At 63.4% G+C, this 14,029-nt stretch carries 13 protein-coding genes; 8 read left to right on the top strand and 5 right to left on the bottom strand.

Annotation, left to right across the window (positions count from 1 at the left end; translation table 11 throughout):
• Positions 1–8: 8 nt before the first annotated feature.
• From ACQY1K_RS11335 to ACQY1K_RS11345, 3 genes are read right to left on the bottom strand one after another with little or no spacing between them, the layout of a single operon-like run.
• The gene (locus ACQY1K_RS11335; RefSeq protein WP_430257389.1) at positions 9–1,286 is read right to left on the bottom strand and encodes a CCA tRNA nucleotidyltransferase; all 1,278 of its coding nucleotides are present in this window, start codon (positions 1,284–1,286) and stop codon (positions 9–11) included.
• On the bottom strand, positions 1,283–1,918 hold the full coding sequence (locus tag ACQY1K_RS11340) for a CoA pyrophosphatase (protein WP_430257390.1): 636 nt from the start codon (positions 1,916–1,918) through the stop codon (positions 1,283–1,285). The genes ACQY1K_RS11335 and ACQY1K_RS11340 overlap by 4 nt, the downstream gene beginning before the upstream one ends.
• Positions 1,915–2,550 carry a DUF1285 domain-containing protein gene (locus ACQY1K_RS11345; protein ID WP_430257391.1) on the bottom strand — a complete coding sequence of 212 codons (636 nt, stop codon included), beginning with the start codon at positions 2,548–2,550 and terminating at the stop codon, positions 1,915–1,917. The genes ACQY1K_RS11340 and ACQY1K_RS11345 overlap by 4 nt, the downstream gene beginning before the upstream one ends.
• A gap of 205 nt (positions 2,551–2,755) precedes the next feature.
• On the opposite strand from ACQY1K_RS11345, the gene ACQY1K_RS11350 reads away from it, so the two are divergent.
• The 6 genes from ACQY1K_RS11350 to ACQY1K_RS11375 are packed head-to-tail and all read left to right on the top strand — an operon-like array spanning position 2,756 to position 10,593.
• Positions 2,756–3,769, top strand: a complete 1,014-nt coding sequence (locus ACQY1K_RS11350; RefSeq protein WP_430257392.1) for an AAA family ATPase — start codon at positions 2,756–2,758, stop codon at positions 3,767–3,769.
• Between the two features lie 32 nt (positions 3,770–3,801).
• On the top strand, positions 3,802–4,737 hold the full coding sequence (locus ACQY1K_RS11355) for a DUF58 domain-containing protein (protein WP_430257393.1): 936 nt from the start codon (positions 3,802–3,804) through the stop codon (positions 4,735–4,737).
• Complete coding sequence (locus tag ACQY1K_RS11360; protein ID WP_430257394.1) at positions 4,734–7,655, top strand: DUF4159 domain-containing protein; 2,922 nt, start codon at positions 4,734–4,736, stop codon at positions 7,653–7,655. The genes ACQY1K_RS11355 and ACQY1K_RS11360 overlap by 4 nt, the downstream gene beginning before the upstream one ends.
• A 3-nt stretch (positions 7,656–7,658) precedes the next feature.
• Entirely contained in the window at positions 7,659–9,725 is a 2,067-nt protein-coding gene (locus ACQY1K_RS11365) for a hypothetical protein (protein WP_430257395.1), read from the top strand.
• The gene (locus ACQY1K_RS11370; RefSeq protein WP_430257396.1) at positions 9,725–10,144 is read left to right on the top strand and encodes a GNAT family N-acetyltransferase; all 420 of its coding nucleotides are present in this window, start codon (positions 9,725–9,727) and stop codon (positions 10,142–10,144) included. Before ACQY1K_RS11365 ends, ACQY1K_RS11370 begins: the two co-directional genes overlap by 1 nt.
• Positions 10,145–10,173: 29 nt before the next feature.
• A complete protein-coding gene (locus ACQY1K_RS11375; RefSeq protein WP_325262214.1) occupies positions 10,174–10,593 on the top strand; it encodes a GNAT family N-acetyltransferase in 420 nt (139 codons plus the stop codon).
• A 30-nt stretch (positions 10,594–10,623) separates the two neighbouring features.
• On the opposite strand, the gene ACQY1K_RS11380 is transcribed toward ACQY1K_RS11375, so the two are convergent.
• Positions 10,624–11,127 (bottom strand): GNAT family N-acetyltransferase, encoded by a 504-nt coding sequence (locus tag ACQY1K_RS11380; RefSeq protein WP_062455683.1) that lies wholly within the window; start codon positions 11,125–11,127, stop codon positions 10,624–10,626.
• 329 nt (positions 11,128–11,456) lie between these two features.
• On the opposite strand from ACQY1K_RS11380, the gene ACQY1K_RS11385 reads away from it, so the two are divergent.
• On the top strand, positions 11,457–12,428 hold the full coding sequence (locus ACQY1K_RS11385; protein WP_430257397.1) for a glutathione S-transferase family protein: 972 nt from the start codon (positions 11,457–11,459) through the stop codon (positions 12,426–12,428).
• A 15-nt stretch (positions 12,429–12,443) separates the two neighbouring features.
• On the opposite strand, the gene ACQY1K_RS11390 is transcribed toward ACQY1K_RS11385, so the two are convergent.
• The gene (locus ACQY1K_RS11390) at positions 12,444–12,932 is read right to left on the bottom strand and encodes an NUDIX domain-containing protein (protein ID WP_113110758.1); all 489 of its coding nucleotides are present in this window, start codon (positions 12,930–12,932) and stop codon (positions 12,444–12,446) included.
• A gap of 78 nt (positions 12,933–13,010) precedes the next feature.
• On the opposite strand from ACQY1K_RS11390, the gene ACQY1K_RS11395 reads away from it, so the two are divergent.
• Positions 13,011–13,970 (top strand): metallophosphoesterase family protein, encoded by a 960-nt coding sequence (locus ACQY1K_RS11395; protein WP_062583179.1) that lies wholly within the window; start codon positions 13,011–13,013, stop codon positions 13,968–13,970.
• Positions 13,971–14,029: the final 59 nt, after the last annotated feature.

Below are 14,029 nucleotides of genomic sequence, written 5' to 3' on the forward strand. Positions count from 1 at the left end.
AGGATTGATCAGGAGCTCTGCTTCACGATCTCGTCCAGCCGGGCGGCCAGCGCTGCCCGGTCGGGGTTGAAGTTACGCTCCACCCAGAAGTCCTCGATCTGCTTCAGGATCTCACCGACCCTCTTGCCGGCAGGCACACCTGCCGAGAGAACGTCGGCGCCCGCGATCGGAAAGACCGGCTTGACGTAGCCCTCGGCCCGCTTCAGAAGAACCGACAGCCTTGCCGACTTGCGCATCGCCATTGGATCGCCCTCGGCCGCTGCTCTGGCCGACGACAGCGCCAGCTTGACGCGTGCAACCATGCCGGCCACGCCATTTCGGTAGAGCAGACGATCGAAGCCGACATCCGTCACCTCGTCGGGAATGGCGGGTGCGGACGCCCAGACGGCCAGCTTCGCCGCATCGGCATTCGAAAACCGCAGCCGCTTTGCCATCGCCGTAAGCCGTTCCGCATCGGGCGGCACGATCGCCGCAAGCCGCAGCAGCGGATCCGGCGTCCAGCCGAGTGCTGCTTCCGCAGCGACCAACGGATGAATGCCGTCGATGCCCCATTTTTCGGTTTCCGGCAGGATTTCCGTCAGCACGCCAGCCTGCCGCATCCACAAAAGTGCGCGCGACGGATCGGGGGCGGACAGCAGTTTCTTCGTCTCGCCCCAGACCCGCTCGCCAGAAAGCGTCGAAAGCCTGTCCTTGGCGCGTGCCGATGCCCGCAATCCGTCGGCATCCGGCCGGCCGGATCCGTAATAGGCGAAAAACCGGAAGAACCGGAGAATGCGCAGATGATCCTCGGCAATCCGCTGCGAAGCGTCGCCGATAAACCGGATCGTCCGGCTCTCGATGTCCTGCAATCCCTTGACGAGATCGACCACAGCGCCCGACGCATCCGCGTAGAGTGCATTGATGGTGAGGTCGCGCCGTTCCGCATCGGCCTGCCAGTCGGTGCCGAACGAAACCTTGGCATGGCGTCCGTCCGTCTCGATGTCGCGGCGAAGCGTCGTCACCTCGAACGGCGTGCCGTCGATCACCAGCGTCACCGTCCCATGCTCGATCCCGGTCGGCACAGCCTTCATGCCGGCAGCCTCTGCCCGCTCGACCACATCCTGCGGCAGAAGCGTCGTCGCCACATCGATGTCGGCAACGGCGAGCCCCATCAGCGCGTTCCGCACCGCGCCACCCGCCACCCGCGCCTCGCCGCCATCGGCGTTCAGAAGCGCTAGAAGCCGCTGCAGAGCGGCATCGTTGAACCATGCCTCACCGGCAACCGAGGGGGTAGCAATGGAGGTCATGCGTAAAGCCTTTCATACAACGTACGTAAAATTCCGGCGGTAATGCCCCAGATTTCCCGGTCCTCATAGGGCATGACGTAGAAGTGCCGGGTCGCGCCATTCCAGTCGCGGGTCCCGCGCTGGTGGTTCGCCTCGTCCATCAGAAACGACAAGGGCACTTCGAAAGCCGAGTCCACCTCGTCCGGATTGAGGGTCAGCTCGAAACCGCGGCTCACAACAGCCAGCACCGGCGTGATGCGAAAGCCGGTAGCCGCGTAATAATCGGGAAGCCTGGCCAAGGGCTCGACGAAGCGCCGGTCAAGACCGATCTCCTCCTCCGCCTCGCGCAGCGCCGCCACCTCAGGCGATCCGTCTGCGGGATCGATCGCACCACCCGGAAACGCGATCTGGCCGGAATGCTTGCGCAGCTTTACCGTCCGCTGCGTCAGGATCACCTTGGCGCCATCGGCATCGTCGATGACGGGCACCAGCACGGCGGCATCCTTCAGCTTGGATTGAATGGTCGCGTTCACCCAGGCCGGGTTAAGCACGTGATCGCCGTGATCGCGCCACGCATCCTCAATCGGTCCGCCCTTCTGGGAAAGCGAACGGCGGCGAAACTCTGCCGCTGAAAAGAAACCGGGAATGCTCATCGGGACAACAATTCCAGCTCGGCGGCAGGCATGACCGGAAACACCGCGTCGCCCGATCGAACCGCGAACATCGCGACGCCATCGATCTCGATCGTCTCGCCAAGCGCCACGAGATCATACATCACCGCCCGCGAAACCAGCGCCTCGAGCCGTCCGCGGACGTGCAGGTAAGGCTTCAGCTCCTGCCCCTCGCCGGCGATCGCAAACCGGATCGGATGGTCGCTGCCGGCCTCCACCACATCGCCGACACCGGTACGAAACGTCAGCACCTGCTGGCCGTCTCGTAGGCTCGTTTGCATCTCCACCGCCACGAACGGCGCATCGACGACACGAATCGCAACCTTTTCCACAGGCGTAACGAGATAGGTTCGGCCGTCCTCGTCCTTGCGCAGCACGGTCGAAAACAGCCGGACCAGCGGCGCCCGGCCGATCGGCGTGCCCAGATAGAACCAGGTCCCGTCGGCACGGATTTCCATGTCGAGATCGCCGCAGAACGGCGGGTTCCACCGCTCGACCGGCGGCAGGCCGGGCATTTCGCCCCTCGGGCCACCACTCGCCTGCTCCGACGCATGGGCGATCATTGCCGCGAGACCAGCGGCATCGGCCGCCTTATTAATTGGTTCTACTGCCATTTTTCAGTCCCGGTTCGACCTTAAGCATCAGCCAAGGTGAATGTTCTCACGAGATAGTCATTCATCGCGTGCTTGTCAGCCTTATTTGGCGGAATAAGTTTCAAGGTCTAAGGTGACTGCTGCGACGCAGCGATTCACGGTCGGACAAGTTGGTTCGGCGAAGCCTGCTGGATCTGGATACCAATCAAGGGTGATGGTGAACGACATGGGCATGATGAATTCTACGCAAACAGTCCTCGACGAGAAAGCCATCATCGCCTCGGCCGAAAAGGCACTTGCCGATATCGCCGCCATCCGCGAGGAAGTCGCCAAGGTCATCTTCGGCCAGGAGCGTGTCGTCGAAAACACCATGCTCGCGGTCCTCTCGGGCGGCCACGCGCTGCTGGTCGGTGTTCCCGGTCTCGCCAAGACCAAACTCGTCTCGACGCTCGGCACCGTCCTGGGTCTGGAGTCGAACCGCATCCAGTTCACCCCCGACCTGATGCCATCGGACATCCTCGGCTCGGAAGTGATGGATACCGATGAGACCGGCCGCCGCTCCTTCCGCTTCGTCAAGGGACCTGTGTTCGGACAGCTGCTGATGGCCGACGAAATCAACCGCGCCTCGCCCCGCACCCAGTCGGCGTTGCTGCAGGCCATGCAGGAATATCACATCACCGTGGCCGGCCAGCGCTATGACCTGCCGGCACCATTCCACGTCCTTGCCACGCAGAACCCGCTGGAACAGGAAGGCACCTATCCGCTTCCCGAAGCGCAGCTCGACCGGTTCCTGCTGCAGGTGGACGTTCTCTACCCGGAGCTCGCCGCCGAGCGTCAGATCCTGCTCGACACGACAGGCAGCGCCGAAGCCAAGGCGCGCAGCGTAATCGACGCGACGCGGCTGAAGGACATCCAGGCGCTGATCCGCCAGATGCCTGTCTCCGACAAGGTGGTCGATGCGATCCTGTCGCTCGTCCGCTCTGCCCGACCGGGCCACGGCAACGCTTCGACCGACAAGCATGTCGCCTGGGGTCCAGGCCCACGTGCCGGCCAGTCGCTGATGCTGACGGCCCGCGCCCGCGCACTTTACGAAGGCCGCCTGGCACCGTCGCTCGACGATATCTACGCGCTTGCCGAACCGGTCCTGCAGCATCGCATGGCGCTGACATTCGCCGCCCGCGCCGAAGGCATGTCGGTGCGCGATGTCATTGCCGGCCTGGTCAAACAGGCCCGCGGCTGAAGATCGCCGGTTCAGGCTAGAAAGGAACCTCCGTGGCATCCATCGGCCAGATCGTCGATCAAACCGCCAGCAGCGATGTCCTTCATCGCGCCCAGCAGCGCGCCATGCTGGTGCCCGATTGCATGGTCGAGGCCAAGCGCATTGCCAACACGGTAATTGCCGGCTGGCACGGCCGCCGCAAGCGCGGCATGGGTGAGAATTTCTGGCAGTTCCGGCCCTATGCGGAGGGCGAAAGCCTGTCGCGCATCGACTGGCGCCGTTCCGCCCGCGACGATCATACCTATGTCCGAGACCGGGAATGGGAAGCCGCGCACACGATCTGGCTCTGGGCCGACATGTCGCCGTCGATGATGTACAAGTCGACATTCGGATCGGTATCGAAGGAAAGCCGCGCGCTGGTCATCATGCTGGCGCTCGCCGAAATCCTTGCCCGCTCGGGCGAGCGGATCGGATGCCCCGGCATCATGGAACCGGTCTCTGCCCGCAACGCCGCCGAACGACTGGCGACCGCCATCATGCACGCACCGCAGGCGACTGGTCTGCCGGATACGGGGATGATCCGCGGCCAGAGCGATATCGTCCTGATCGGCGATTTCCTCGATGACGCCGACAAGGTAATGGACCGCATCACGCCGCTCGGACGCCGCGGCCTGCGCGGCCATGTGATCGAGGTTGCCGATCCCGCCGAAGAGACCTTCCCCTATACCGGCCGCACCGAATTCACCGATCCCGAAACCGGCGAAAAGCTCGTGTCCGGCCGCGCCGAAAATATCCGCGAGGAATACCAGCGCGCCTATCTCGTCCGTCGCGATGCGCTTGGCGAGGGCTTGCGCCGTCTCGGCTGGAGTTTCGTGTTCCACCGCACCGACCGTCTCGCCTCCGAAGCGCTGGTCGCCGTCCACGGCTACCTCTCCGGCATGCCAGCGCCTAGACGGATCGATAGCGGAAATATCGAGGACAGGTCATGAGCGCGCTCGCCTTCGCCTATCCCGCCATCCTCTTCGGCCTGATCGCCCTGCCCGCCATCTGGTGGCTGCTGCGGCTGACCCCGCCGAGACCAAAATCGGAAGTCTTCCCGCCTCTGCGCATTCTCGCAAGCGTCCTGAAGCGCGAGGAAACGCCGTCCCAGAGCCCGTGGTGGCTGACGCTCCTGCGCATGCTTCTCGCCGCCGCGATCATTCTCGCCATCGCCGATCCGGTCATCAACCCGCGCACGAGTTCGCTCAACACCGATGGCCCGCTGGCGCTCGTCATCGACAACGGCTGGGCGACATCGACCGACTGGGAACGCCGCGTTGAGACCGCCAGTCTCCTGATCGACGATGCCGAAAGTGCAGACCTTCCGGTCGCGATCGCCTTCACGGCCGATCAGAACCAGGAAGCAACACCCGGCAGTGCCGCCACAGCGCGCGACAAGCTTGCCGCCGCAAGCCCGAGGCCTCTGGTGCCCGACCGCGTTCGCGCCGTGACAGCGCTTCGGGAAGCTCTCAACGGCACCCGCCCCGGCACACTGGCGCTCGTCTCCGACGGCATCGCCGCAACGACTGACGCCGAAACGATGACCGCCCTTGCCGGCCTCTCGGCAGGCGACATGCGCGTCATCGAGGGCGATGGACAATCGGCCGTCGCGATCACAGGCGCCACCAACAATTCCACGGCGATGAATGTCAGCGCCACCCGTCTGTCCACGGCTGGCACGCAGCAGTTCACCGTCAACGCGCTTGATCCGCAGGGTCGCTCGCTTGCCGCTGGCACTCTGGCATTTGCCGATGGCGCCAACACGGCGACGACAGAAATTTCGGCGCCGTTCGAACTGCGCAACGATTTCGCTCGCCTTTCCGTCGAAGGCATCGCAACCGCCGGGGCCGCTCACCTTCTCGACGACGGTTTCCGCCGCCGCCGCGTGGCGCTGATCGCCGGCGAAAGCGGAAGCGATTTCCAGCCGCTGCTGCAACCGCTCTACTATATCAGCCGGGCACTGCAGCCCTATGCCGATGTGATCCAGCCCAACACCGCCGATCTCTCGGTGTCCATTCCGCAGATCCTCGAGGACAATCCCTCGGCGATCATCATGGCCGATGTCGGCCGACTGCCGCCGGAAATCTCCCAGCCGCTGCAACGCTGGATTTCCCGTGGCGGCACGCTCGTCCGCTTCGCCGGCCCACGGCTTGCCGCAGCACCGGCCGACGATCCGCTGGTACCGGTCACCTTGCGCCAGGGCGAACGTGCGCTCGGCGGCGCCATGTCCTGGTCGGAGCCGCAGGCGCTCGCCGATTTCCCGAATTTCGGCCCCTTCGCCGGTCTTCCTCGCGCAGCCGATATCACCGTGACCCGCCAGGTTCTCGCCGAACCGACGCCGGATCTTGCCGAGCGCACCTGGGCAAGCCTTGCCGACGGCACGCCGCTCGTCACCGAAAAGGAAGTCGAGGCCGGACGCATCGTGCTGTTCCATACCAGCGCCGAGGCGACGTGGTCGAACCTGCCGCTGTCTGGCAATTTCGTCGAGATGCTGCGCCGGCTGGTTCAAATGGCCCGCGTCGGCGGTGCTGCCGGTGGCAGCGCATCCGGAGCACCGGGCACCGAAGGCGCCGCCGCAGCCCTGCCGCCCTACCGCCTGCTGACCGCCGACGGCGTGATGACAACCGAGACCGGCGCTGCCCGCCCGATCACCATTCCCGCCAACGCCCGGCCTGTCGCGAGCTTCGATCATCCTCCGGGCCTCTACGGCACCGAAGACGGCTACTCCGCCGTCAATCTTCTAGCGCCCGCGACCGTGCTTGCCCCCTTCGATCCATCGGTCGGCGGAACGCAGGTGGCGCGCGAGCAACTGGCTGGCGGCGAGGCTCTCTCCCTGCGTCCGACTCTGTTTGCTCTCGCCTTCGCGCTCCTCGTCCTCGATAGCCTGGTAATGCTCTTCATGAACGGTGCCTTTTCCCGCCGCCCCGGACGCTCAAAGCCAACCTCCGCCCGGACGTCTGGCACCGCCGCGACCCTCATCCTCGGCTTCGCGTTGGGAATGGCGCTGCTCAACCCGAACCCGTCGCTCGCGCAGCAGCCACCGGCGCCCGCCGCGTCGCAACCGCAGTCGGCTCAGTCACAGCCGTTTCGCGAAATGCAGCCCGGCGAAGGCGCAAAGCCTGGCGACGAGCAGATCCTTGACCGCCTAGACACCACCCACCCTGCCTATGTCCAGACCGGCGAAAGCGATGTCGACAGCATCTCCGAACGCGGCCTCGACGGTCTCACCCAGTACATGAGCTACCGCACGACGCTCGAACCCGGCGCCCCTGTCGGCCTCGATATCGCCAAGGACGACCTCTCCTTCTATCCGATCATCTACTGGCCGGTCTCCGCGACAGCGCCGATGCCATCGCAGGCCTCGATCTCACGCATCGACGCCTATATGCGCAACGGCGGCACGGTTCTGTTCGACACCCGCGACCAGGTTTCAGCACTCGATGGCAGCTCCAGCCCCAACGGCCTGCGGCTGCAGGAAATCCTCGCCAGCATCGATATCCCGCCGCTCGAGCCGACACCGGAAAACCACGTCCTGACCCGCACCTTCTATCTGCTCAAGGATTTTCCCGGTCGCTATCGCGGCGGTCCGCTCTGGGTCGAAGCCCGTCAGGATGCCCGCAACTCCACCTCGCAGCTCTCCTCGGGCGGCGACGGCGTGACGCCGCTTCTGATCACCGGCAACGATTTTGCCGGCGCCTGGGCGGTCGATCAACAGGGGAATTCCATGCTCCCGACCGTGCCACCAGATGACATGCAGCGCGAATACGCCTACCGCGCCGGCGTCAACATCATGATGTATATGCTGACCGGCAACTACAAAGCCGACCAGGTCCACGTGCCCGCACTCCTCGAACGGCTGGGGCAGTAACCGATGACCATCGAATTCGCCCCCTTCTTTTCCTGGCCGATCCTCGCAGCCCTCGGTGCTCTGGCCCTCGTCCTTGCCGTCACCGCGCTGTTGCGCGGCGTCCGTGGCGCCACCCTTCGCACGCTGGCGCTTGCCGCCCTCCTGATGGCGCTTGCCAACCCGACGCTCAACCAGGAGGACCGGGAGCAGCTCTCCACCATCGTGCCAATCGTCGTCGACCGCTCCCAGAGCCAGGAGTTGGCCGGCCGCGAGCAGCAGACGGATCAGGCGCTGGCGGAACTGCGCGACCGCTTCTCCCGCTATCCCCGCATCGAGACGCGCATCGTCGAGGCCGGAGACGATGTAGACAGCGACACACCATCGACGAAGCTGTTTACGGCACTCCGCTCCGCCATGTCGGACGTGCCGCCCGCCCGTGTCGGCGGCGCCGTGTTTCTTTCCGATGGCCAGATCCACGATCTTCCCGGCATCAACCAGGATCTCGGCTTCAACGCGCCCGTCCACGGGCTGATCACCGGCCAGCCAAACGAATTCGATCGCCGCATCGAAGTGCTGCGCGCGCCCCGCTTCGGCATCGTCGGTGAGGAGCAGGAACTGACGCTGCGCGTGTTCGACGACGGTCGCCAGGGCGGCGGCCCCGCCGAAGTCATCGTGCGCATGAACGGCCAGCAGATCGCAACGCTGCAGGCAACGCCGGGCGTCACCACTCCGTTTTCGTTCAACGTCCAGCGCGGCGGCAACAATGTCATGGAGTTCTCGGTTGCCGAGCTGCCTGGCGAAGTGACCACCGCCAACAACCGCGCCGTCCATGTCATCGATGGTATCAGGCAGAACCTGCGCGTGCTGCTGGTCTCCGGCGAACCGCATGCCGGCGAGCGCGCCTGGCGTAACCTTCTGAAATCCGACGCCTCCGTCGACCTCGTGCATTTCACCATCCTGCGTCCGCCGGAAAAGCAGGATGGCACGCCGATCAACGAGCTGTCGCTGATCGCCTTCCCCACCCGAGAGCTGTTCGTCGAGAAGATCAAGGATTTCGATCTGATCATCTTCGATCGCTACAAGCATCGCGGCGTGCTGCCGATCCTCTATTACGACTACATCTCCCAGTATGTGCAAAACGGCGGCGCGCTTTTGATCGCGGCAGGCCCGGAACATGCTGGCGAAGATTCGATTGCCGCGACGCCGCTCGAACAGGTCCTGCCGGCCGCACCCACAGGCGAAGTCCACAATGCCGGCTTCTTCCCGCATCTGTCGGAAGTTGGCACCAAGCACCCGGTCACCCGCGGTCTTGAAGGCTCCAACCAGACGCCGCCCGCCTGGGGTCGCTGGTTCCGCACCATCGATGTCGACCCGCCGCAGGGTCAGACGGTGATGGAAGGCGATGGCGACCGCCCTCTCCTCGTCCTCAACCGCCAGGGTGAAGGCCGCGTCGCCATGCTCCTGTCGGATCAGGGCTGGCTCTGGGCCCGCGGCTTTGAAGGTGGCGGCCCGCATGTGGCGCTCTATCGCCGCATCGCCCACTGGTTGATGAAGGAGCCGGAACTCGAGGAAGAGGCGCTGACCGCCCGCTCCGTCGGCCGTACGCTCGCCGCCACCCGCCAGACGATCGGCAACGACCCCGGCCCCGCGACGATCCGCTATCCGTCCGGCCGCACCGAAACCGTCCAGATGACGCCCGCCGGCCCCGGCGAGTATCGCTATGAAAGCCGCATGGATGAAACCGGCCTGTTCGAAGTGAGGAACGGCGACTTCCAGACGCTCGTCCATGTCGGCGCCGTCGACTCGCCCGAGTTCAAGGCGATGATCTCCACCGAGGCGACCTTGCAGCCCTATGCCGACAAGACTCGCGGCCTCGTCACCCGCGTCGCATCGGGCGATAGCATCACCATCCCCGACATTCTGCCCGTTCGCGGCGAGGTGCGCGTTAGCGATCCCAACCGCATGGTCATCCGCATGACCGACGAGACGGTGCTGCGCGGCATCAACACGCTGCCGCTGTTTGCCGGTTTTGCCGGCCTGTCGGTGCTGTTGTTCGCAATGGCTGCGATGTGGTGGCGCGAGGGTCGCTGATGGGCCACGAGCTTTATCTAACCGACGCGCCGAGCCCAGACGATCTAGCAATCGTCAGCGGCGGCCTTACCGCCTTCAACGAAGGCGAAGTCGGCCCCTCCGACAGAAAACCGCTCGCCGTGCTGATCCGCGACGAGAGCGGCACGGTCATCGGCGGCCTCTCGGGCTACACGTCCTGGGGCTGGCTCTTCACGCAATTGCTGTTCATTCCGGAAACCCTGCGCGGCAAGGGGATGGCGGCAAAGCTTCTGACCAAGGCCGAAAACGAAGCTCGCACCCGCAGCTGCAAGGGCGCCTGGATCGATACGTTCAACCCACTCGCCCTCAAGGCCTACAAGAGCCACGGCTACCAAGTGTTTGGCGAGATTCCAAATTTCGTCGAAACCAGAACCCGCACCTTCCTTCAAAAAGCGCTTTAGTCTATCCATCTCGGCCGCAATCTGGGAGCATGGATATGGATCTGGAAATCGTCGAAGGCATCTCGCAGCAGGATGAAGACATCATCCTCGACAAGCTGAAAGCCTTCAACATCGAATGCTTCGGCGCGAGCGACCGCCGCGAACTGGCAATCCCGCTACGTGATACGGCCGGCGATATCGCAGGCGGCCTCGTCGGCTATACCGGCCGCGGCTGGCTTTACATCTCGATGCTGTTCATTCCGGAATTGATGCGCGCCAAGGGCCTCGCCGCCCGCCTCATGACCATGGCCGAAGCGGAGGCGGCCAAGCGCGGCTGTATCGGAGCCTATATCGATACGATGAACCCGGCAGCACTCGCGCTGTATCTGAAGCTCGGCTACCACCCGATCGGCAAGCTCGAAGGCCTCGCCGGCGGACATGATGTAACGTGGCTGGAAAAACGATTCTAGATCAAGGGCTTGGCGCGAAGTCCTGACGGATCACAGCTCCCGCCAGCCGATCACGCCCTTCAGCCCGTCATGCACACCGTCCTTGAGCGGCACGACCAGCACCCGCCCCGGATCGACCGGTCCCGGAAAATCGAGCGCATCGTAGGCCACCTTCTCGAAGCCGAGCGGCATGTAATAGGGCGGATCGCCGATCAGGATCACGGCTTCCGATCCATGGCGGCGGGCGGCATCGATGGCGATCCGCACCAGTTCGCGGCCAATCCCGAGGTTCTTGTGCGACGGCCTGACCGCCAGCGGGCCCAGCATATGGCCCTTCACGCTTCCCGCCAGAACCGGCGTCATCCTCACCGAAGCGATCGTCTCGCCATCGTCAGCGCAGACAAACGAGATCGACCGGTCATGCGGCCCCTGCTCGCGAATGCGGGACGCAGCGCGGACATGCCGACCGGGGCCGAACGCTTCCTCGTTGATCACCTCGATGATGTCATCGTGAGACGCATCCTCGGTCAGATAGACGAGGTCGTGTTTCGCCATGGACTTGGGGGTGTTTTCGGACGAAGAATTCTGGGATGTTGAGGATTGCGACGCAACAAGATGCAGGGACATGGAGAACCGAAGCCGTAAGGAGAGAGCAGACAGGACGAGCGATATCGCGACGCGTTTTCAGGCGTCGTGGTCGATCTTCAGCGTCGTCGCAGTGTCCGCACTTCGGTCATTCTCTGGCTGTTCCCGAACAATCGTGACAAGCGAGCTATCAGAAAATATTCCACCCGTCCAATCCAAAAACGCAGCGTTTACAAAATCGCACCTCGTCATTGTCAGGCTTTGTCGTATCTAACAGAAAGACAACCAAGGAGATTGCAATGGGCATGTTGGTAGACGGCAAGTGGCACGACGTCTGGTACGACACCAAGGCCAGCAAGGGTCATTTCAAGCGCTCCGAATCACAGTTCCGCAACTGGGTGACAGCCGACGGGTCCGCCGGACCGTCAGGCACCTCCGGCTTCAAGGCCGAGGCCGGACGCTATCATCTCTATGTATCGCTCGCCTGCCCTTGGGCGCACCGGACGCTGATTTTCCGCAACCTCAAGAAGCTGCAGGATCTGATCTCGGTCTCCGTCGTCGATTACCTAATGCTGGAAAACGGCTGGGAATTCCGCAAACGCGACGGCGCAACCGGCGACGCCCTGTTCGGCTCCGACTATCTCTACCAGGTCTATCTGAAAGCCGATCCCGCCTATTCCGGCCGCGTCACGGTTCCGGTCCTTTGGGACAAGCAGCAGAACACGATTGTCTCGAACGAAAGCGCCGAAATCATCCGCATGATGAACAGCGCCTTCGACGGCATCACCGGCTCCGATGTCGATTTCTACCCAGACGATCTGCGCAGTGAGATCGATAAGATCAACGCGGTCATCTACGACACCGTCAACAACGGCGTCTACAAGGCCGGCTTCGCCACCACGCAAGACGCCTATGAAGAGGCCGTCTCAAAGCTGTTCGAAACGCTCGACAGTCTCGAGACCCGTCTCTCGAAAAGCCGCTACCTGCTCGGAGACAAGCTGACCGAAGCCGACTGGCGGCTGTTCACCACACTCATCCGCTTCGATCCGGTCTATGTCGGCCACTTCAAATGCAACATCCGCCGCATCGCCGACTACCCGAACCTCTCAGCCTATCTGCGCGATCTCTACCAGCACGAGGGCGTGGCCGAGACCTGCAATCTCCTCCACATCAAGCACCACTACTACGAGAGCCACAAAACCATAAACCCGACCGGCATCGTCCCCACAGGACCAGAGCTCGATCTCGACGCACCGCATGGGCGGGGGTAGGAAAGCGGGTAACTCTCACCAGTACTCCCCCTTCTCGATCTTTCCCGAAAGCTCCTGCAATCGGCGCGCTGTCGCCTGGGTGACCTCAGGCGGTAGCGCGTCGAGGGCAAAGAAGCCGCTTTCCGCAATTTCGTAATCCGCGGCGCGCGGCGCCGTCTGGTTGACGTTGACCTTGTAGAACAGCACGTGGTCGCGCTTCGATGCGTTGCGGTTCAGGTAGACGTGGAAAAGCTCCGGCACTCCCAGGACTTCCAGATTGCCCTCTTCCCGCAATTCTTTGTGCAGCGCCTGAAGCGCGGTTTCGCCGCGTTCCATGCCGCCGCCGGGCATATACCATCCCGGGACATAGGTGTGGCGCACCAGGAAAATCCGGCCCTCGTCGTCGAAACAGGCGGCCCGCACACCCATCGTCATGCCTCGTGTGACGATGAACGCCTTGTGCATCAGCCAGACGAGAATGCGGGCCCGGCCGCCGGTAACTTCGGGAATGCCCTGCTCAACCATTCAGGCGTTCCACTTCATAACTTCGGGAGCGGCGATAAATTCGGTACCAATTGCTCTCTCATGCGTTATGTCTTCGCCATGTTCAAGTTCGCGCATATTTCCGATATCCACCTGGGGCCCCTTCCGCGGCTGACGATGCGCGAGCTTCTGTCAAAACGCATCACCGGTTTCGTCAACTGGCACCGCACCCGCCGAAAGCATCTTCTCGTCAACACGCTGGATCTGCTGTTGAGCGACATGAAGGACCGAGAGCCGGACCAGTTGCTCATCACAGGCGATCTGGTCAATTTGGCGACCAAGATCGAAACCCGGCTGGCCCGCGAATGGCTCGATACGATCGGCGAACCCGCCGATACGACCGTCGTGCCGGGCAATCACGACGCCTATGTGCCGGGCGCTCACGACAAGTCGGTTGCCGCTTGGTATCCCTTCGTGAAAAGCGACGACGATCCGGGCGAATGGCCGAAGGACGATCACATCTTCCCGACCTACCGGGAGCGTGGCCCGATCGCCATCATCGGCTGCTCCACATCCAACGCGACGCCGCCGTTTTCCGCATCCGGCTATTTCAGCCCGCGCCAGGCGCGCGAAACAGTGAACCTTCTTAAGAAAGCCGGCGAACGCGGACTGTTCCGCGTGGTGATGATTCACCACCCGCCGATCCACGGCGCGGCGTCATCGCACAAGCGTATGATCGGCATCCGTCGATTTGCTGCGGCCATCTCGACCGGCGGCGCCGAACTGGTGTTGCACGGCCATACGCATCTTAACACCGTCTACGAACTCAAGACCCATAACCGGCCCGTGCCGGTCGTCGGTATCGCGTCCGCCTCGCAGGGTCCGGGCGGCCACAAGCCACCTGCTTCCTACAACTTGTTTTCGCTGTCGGGCGAACCCGGCAACTGGAACCTGGTTTGTGAACGCTATGGGCTGACGCAGGCAGGTGACGGCATTGCGCTGGACAGCAGCCACGTCTTTTATGGCGATCAACCACTGCCTATGCCGGCGATCCAGCCCGAGACCGTCGAAATCTTGTAGATTAATTGCGTCGCCTGTTGCAAATGCATCACATTCGATTCATAGCTTAACGAGATGGC

Source organism: Neorhizobium sp. IRS_2294, assembly GCF_050500145.1.
Lineage (GTDB): Bacteria > Pseudomonadota > Alphaproteobacteria > Rhizobiales > Rhizobiaceae > Neorhizobium > Neorhizobium soli.

Excerpts from the sequence above, each read along its gene's own strand:
- ACQY1K_RS11345 (WP_430257391.1), bottom strand. The coding sequence starts at position 2,550 with ATGGCAGTAGAACCAATTAATAAGGCGGCCGATGCCGCTGGTCTCGCG.
- ACQY1K_RS11350 (WP_430257392.1), top strand. The coding sequence starts at position 2,756 with ATGGGCATGATGAATTCTACGCAAACAGTCCTCGACGAGAAAGCCATC.
- ACQY1K_RS11390 (WP_113110758.1), bottom strand. The coding sequence starts at position 12,932 with ATGGTTGAGCAGGGCATTCCCGAAGTTACCGGCGGCCGGGCCCGCATT.
- ACQY1K_RS11375 (WP_325262214.1), top strand. The coding sequence starts at position 10,174 with ATGGATATGGATCTGGAAATCGTCGAAGGCATCTCGCAGCAGGATGAA.
- ACQY1K_RS11365 (WP_430257395.1), top strand. The coding sequence starts at position 7,659 with ATGACCATCGAATTCGCCCCCTTCTTTTCCTGGCCGATCCTCGCAGCC.
- ACQY1K_RS11385 (WP_430257397.1), top strand. The coding sequence starts at position 11,457 with ATGGGCATGTTGGTAGACGGCAAGTGGCACGACGTCTGGTACGACACC.
- ACQY1K_RS11340 (WP_430257390.1), bottom strand. The coding sequence starts at position 1,918 with ATGAGCATTCCCGGTTTCTTTTCAGCGGCAGAGTTTCGCCGCCGTTCG.
- ACQY1K_RS11370 (WP_430257396.1), top strand. The coding sequence starts at position 9,725 with ATGGGCCACGAGCTTTATCTAACCGACGCGCCGAGCCCAGACGATCTA.
- ACQY1K_RS11395 (WP_062583179.1), top strand. The coding sequence starts at position 13,011 with ATGTTCAAGTTCGCGCATATTTCCGATATCCACCTGGGGCCCCTTCCG.
- ACQY1K_RS11335 (WP_430257389.1), bottom strand. The coding sequence starts at position 1,286 with ATGACCTCCATTGCTACCCCCTCGGTTGCCGGTGAGGCATGGTTCAAC.
- ACQY1K_RS11380 (WP_062455683.1), bottom strand. The coding sequence starts at position 11,127 with ATGGCGAAACACGACCTCGTCTATCTGACCGAGGATGCGTCTCACGAT.
- ACQY1K_RS11360 (WP_430257394.1), top strand. The coding sequence starts at position 4,734 with ATGAGCGCGCTCGCCTTCGCCTATCCCGCCATCCTCTTCGGCCTGATC.